This is a genomic window from Lapidilactobacillus gannanensis (genome assembly GCF_003946675.1).
In the GTDB taxonomy this organism is placed as follows: Bacteria; Bacillota; Bacilli; order Lactobacillales; family Lactobacillaceae; genus Lapidilactobacillus; species Lapidilactobacillus gannanensis.
Genome location: NZ_RHOT01000066.1, coordinates 1 through 4,432, shown reverse-complemented (window position 1 = coordinate 4,432; position 4,432 = coordinate 1). Strand labels below are relative to the sequence as shown.

Below are 4,432 nucleotides of genomic sequence, written 5' to 3'. Positions count from 1 at the left end.
TTTAAGGGGCTTTTTGCGTGTGGCAAGCCCTTCTAGGGCTAATAAAAAGCCACCCGCTATGCGGGTGGATGATTACTTGTAATGTTTGAGGAGTATTAACATTTAATTAATGGCAATATCTCCAAGTGAGTTAAACAGATGTTTACTTTTTCGCTGTGATAGTAGTACCCATTGGTTAAGGGTAGCGGCAACTAGAAAAGCCGGAACTTGATCTTGATCATTGGCTAAGGTTAATTGTAAACCATCAAGTTTTTTACTGGTCACAATTGAGTGCGCATCAAAAACAGCATGAATACCATGAGTCACTTGATAGGTATTAGTGGTGACTGAACCAAGTACGGTCCACTTGAGATTACTAACATAAGCGAATTGATGCCAAAGGCCAGTCATTTTAGTCATTTGACCGAGCGTTTGTCGCTCTGTTTGCAGTTCATACTCAGTTGCAAAATTACTTGTTCGATGAATGACGCGGCCACGATATTGACCATCAATTGTTAATAGGCGAATACCATTCTGATTTAAGCCGAAGCGACCAGTGAGAATCATTAGTGGTTGCATGTTGTGATCAAAAATAAATTGACTGTCGCTACCGCCGATAGTTTGATTAAGTAAATAGTAAATTGTCATTGGCGCCACCCGAAACTAATGCTGACTTTTTTGTTGGCCAAGTGCCCATTCAATGGCCTGACCAACGCCATCGTTTAGATTGGTTGCAGTTGTAAAAGTCGCTAAGTCCTTGATTGCGGGTAAGGCATTACCCATAGCAACGCCAACGCCAGCAGCCTTAATCATTGACTCGTCGTTTAAATTATCACCGACTGCCATTAATTGATCAGCAGGGACGCCCTTTTGCTTTGCATAATCAACCAATGCCAAGCCTTTTTGAGCGCGAATACTATTGATTTCAATATTATTTGGGGATGAGGAAGTGATGACAATTTCCTGACTGTTTTGATAAGCAGTTTTGAAATCGTTAAAGACATCAGGACCAGTTTCGGAAAAGACTAAAATTTTCATGATTTGAAAATTGTCATCGTTAAGGATTTGGTCGTAGTTGTCGACATAATTAATATTCATAATTTCAAGCCGTGCTGCAGCTAAAGCAACTGCAATTTTATAGGTTGTATCTGGATTAAGATTAACTAATAAATCAGCGACATGTTGAATCCGCCGAACTTTACTTTCCGAGAAAATACCTTGATTTGTGACCAGCTCGAAATAAAATTTTTGCGCTCGTAATTTTTTGATCAATTCAGGAACAATTGGATTGGCGAGTGGTTCACTGACAACTAGTTTGCCATTCAGGTCGTAGACTTGAGCGCCATTGAGGGTAATGTAAGCCATTTTATCTAGGCCTGCATTTTTGACGATCGGTTGGGCTTCAGTCAACCCACGCCCAGTTGCTACCATAAATTCAATCCCAGCTTCTTGGGCCTTTTTAATTGCGGCCACAGTTTTCGGGGTAATTTCCATATGATCATTTAACAAAGTACCATCCATATCGGATGCGATAATTGAAATCATAAAATCACCTTCTTAATTGTTTAACTTTAGTGTAGCATAGAGTTATTAAATATAGTTAGAAATGGCGCGATTAAAATGAAACAGATCATCGATAATGATTGGCAAGAAATTCTCGATCCAGTTTTTGAATCTCCAGAATATGCTCGCTTGCATCAATTCTTAAAAAATGAGTACCAGACGCAAACCATTTATCCTGATATGTACCATATTTTTCAAGCTTTTGAATGGACGCCGTTCAATAAAGTGAAGGTGGTTATTCTAGGCCAGGATCCTTATCATGAACCTGATCAGGCACATGGGTTAAGCTTTTCAGTGCGACCAGGAACACAAATTCCGCCATCTTTACGCAATATTTATAAAGAATTGGCGACTGACGTTGGTGCAAAACCAGTTAATCATGGCTATTTAAAGTCTTGGGCAGACCAGGGTGTTTTATTGCTTAACGCTGTTTTAACAGTGCGGGCACATCAGGCCTATTCTCATCGTGGCAAGGGTTGGGAGCGTCTTAGTGATCAGGCAATCGCCGCTTTATCAGAACGTGGTGGGGTTGTTTTTATTCTTTGGGGCAATGCAGCTAAAGCCAAACGAGAGCTCATCGATGAAAGTAAAAACACAGTAATCACTTCAGTTCATCCTAGCCCATTGTCAGCTTCTCGTGGTTTCTTTGGTTCGAAACCATTTTCGAAAACCAATGCTGCTTTGATCAAATATGGTGAGCAGCCAATTGATTGGCAATTACCAGAGAATCCTGGAGATGAACAGTGAGAGATTAACGCGATGATTTGAAATTATGCTACGCAGTCTGACCATCACTCTTCACACTCTGCTTGAAACGTGTTCGGGGTTGCCAAATGGCTATGGCTAATTTAAATAATCACTCGATCTGCTAGCGCAGCTCAAGCAATTATTTGAAATTATCCTACGCCAAAAGACCGGCACCCCTCACACTCTTAAAAATAAAGTTGCGATTCTCACTAAAGGGGGTAAAATGGAAGTTGTATGTATAAAACGCTTTCTTGATGGAGGAAATAACATGGATTTATTTGCGAGCTTGCAGGAAAAAATTAATGGTAAGAATATTAAGATTGTTTTCCCTGAGGGTGCTGAACCTCGGATTATTGGTGCGGCAGTAAGGTTAAAAGCTGACCAAATTTTGGAGCCAGTTTTATTAGGTAATGTTGATGAAATCAAAGCTGTTGCCCTTAAGAATGGGTTACATGTTGATGCGTTAACGATTATTGATCCTAATAATTATCCAGTCGCAGATTTTCAAGCAATGGTTGCGGCTTTTGTTGAACGTCGTCACGGCAAAGCAACTGCTGAACAAGCAGAAAGGATTTTGCGCGATGGCAATTATTTTGGGACGATGCTAGTTTATTTAGATAAAGTTGATGGGATGGTTTCCGGGATTGTACATTCAACGGGTGAGACTGTTCGACCAGCATTACAGATTATTAAAACCAAGCCAAATGTTTCGCGGACTTCAGGTGCCTTTATTATGCAGCGAGGTCGTGACCGTGATGGTGAACGTTATCTGTTCTCTGATTGTGCCATTAACATTAATCCAAACGCTCAGGAATTAGCTGAAATTGCAGTTCAATCTGCTAAAACAGCGGAATTATTCGATATTGATCCAAAAGTTTCGATGTTGAGCTTCTCAACCAAAGGTTCAGCTAAATCACCAGAAGTTGATAAAGTTGTTGAAGCTACTAAAATTGCGCAAGAAATGGCGCCTGAATATCAAATCGATGGTGAATTACAATTTGATGCTTCTTACGTTCCGTCCGTCGCCGCTCAAAAAGCGCCAGGTTCGGAAGTTGCCGGGCATGCAACTGTCTTTGTATTCCCTGAATTGCAGTCTGGTAATATTGGCTACAAGATTGCTCAACGTTTCGGCCATTTTGAGGCCATTGGTCCAGTTTTACAAGGACTAAACAAGCCTGTTTCTGATTTATCCCGTGGTGCTAATGAAGAAGATGTTTATAAGTTAGCAATCATTACGGCTGCACAATCTTTACAATAACATCAAAAAAATTGGATTTTTTCTAGAAGCCTGCTTGATTGGCGCCAGTTTCATCTGGAGAGCTTGTCAAGCAGGCTTTATAGTACTGGTAGCTAATTCATTAAACTATCAGATTAACTTTAAAATTAAGACTAACTTTATGGTGCTCCTAGGGAAAGTCTGAAATATTTTCTGAGTTTGTAATATAATGAGATTAGCATTGACGAGATGAAGTGGTTGGACTTGTAATTGAGGGTCACGGTACTTGATCAAGTCAACTGTCTTAGCTAATAATATGACTTACAATTAATTTTAAAGGAGTTACAGTTTGAAATTTCTAACACAGAACGCGATTGAAACAGAAAAATTTGGTCGAGTAGTTGGTCAACTAGTTCAGCCAGGCAGTTTAATTTTATTGAATGGTGATTTAGGTGCTGGCAAAACAACTTTTACTAAGGGCTTGGCCCAGTCACTAGGAATTGAACGAGCAATCAAAAGCCCCACATTTACTTTGATTCGTGAATATCGGCAAGGGCGGTTACCATTATTTCATATGGACTTATATCGACTTGAGCATAGTTCGGCTGATGATCTAGGTTTAGAGGAGTACTTTGATAGTGCTGGTGTTTGTGTAGTGGAATGGTCTCAGTTTGGCGAGGATGTTTTGCCAGCTGATCGATTAGTCATTGATATTCAGCGTGACTTACCAGGTTTTGCTGCCGATACGCGGCAATTCACGTTGCGTGCTGCTGGGTCCAAAAGTCAGCAGTTACTTGAAAAAATTACGACTGCATGGTCCGATCAATGAGTGAGGACCTTGAAGTTACAATTCTTATGTAGAAATGCAACCACAAGTTTTACTTGTGGGGGTCAGAGAAGCTTTAGCGAAAAAAACATCCTTTCAGT

The 4,432-nt window shown here is 40.3% G+C and carries 5 protein-coding genes; 3 read left to right on the top strand and 2 right to left on the bottom strand.

From position 1 onward, the window contains the following. Window positions 1–102 precede the first annotated feature (102 nt). Together EKM81_RS10915 and EKM81_RS10910 are read right to left on the bottom strand one after the other, a co-directional pair. Complete coding sequence (locus EKM81_RS10915) at window positions 103–627, bottom strand: LURP-one-related/scramblase family protein (protein WP_125651582.1); 525 nt, start codon at window positions 625–627, stop codon at window positions 103–105. 15 nt (window positions 628–642) lie between these two features. Continuing rightward, window positions 643–1,524 carry a Cof-type HAD-IIB family hydrolase gene (locus EKM81_RS10910; RefSeq protein ID WP_125651581.1) on the bottom strand — a complete coding sequence of 294 codons (882 nt, stop codon included), beginning with the start codon at window positions 1,522–1,524 and terminating at the stop codon, window positions 643–645. Between the two features lie 75 nt (window positions 1,525–1,599). On the opposite strand from EKM81_RS10910, the gene EKM81_RS10905 reads away from it, so the two are divergent. The 3 genes from EKM81_RS10905 (at window position 1,600) to tsaE (ending at window position 4,334) form a co-directional block, all read left to right on the top strand. Next, window positions 1,600–2,289 (top strand): uracil-DNA glycosylase, encoded by a 690-nt coding sequence (locus EKM81_RS10905; RefSeq protein WP_125651579.1) that lies wholly within the window; start codon window positions 1,600–1,602, stop codon window positions 2,287–2,289. Between the two features lie 268 nt (window positions 2,290–2,557). Next, window positions 2,558–3,547 (top strand): phosphate acetyltransferase, encoded by a 990-nt coding sequence (gene pta / locus EKM81_RS10900; RefSeq protein ID WP_125651577.1) that lies wholly within the window; start codon window positions 2,558–2,560, stop codon window positions 3,545–3,547. Window positions 3,548–3,854: 307 nt separating this feature from the next. Continuing rightward, on the top strand, window positions 3,855–4,334 hold the full coding sequence (gene tsaE / locus EKM81_RS10895; RefSeq protein ID WP_125651576.1) for a tRNA (adenosine(37)-N6)-threonylcarbamoyltransferase complex ATPase subunit type 1 TsaE: 480 nt from the start codon (window positions 3,855–3,857) through the stop codon (window positions 4,332–4,334). Window positions 4,335–4,432 lie beyond the last annotated feature (98 nt).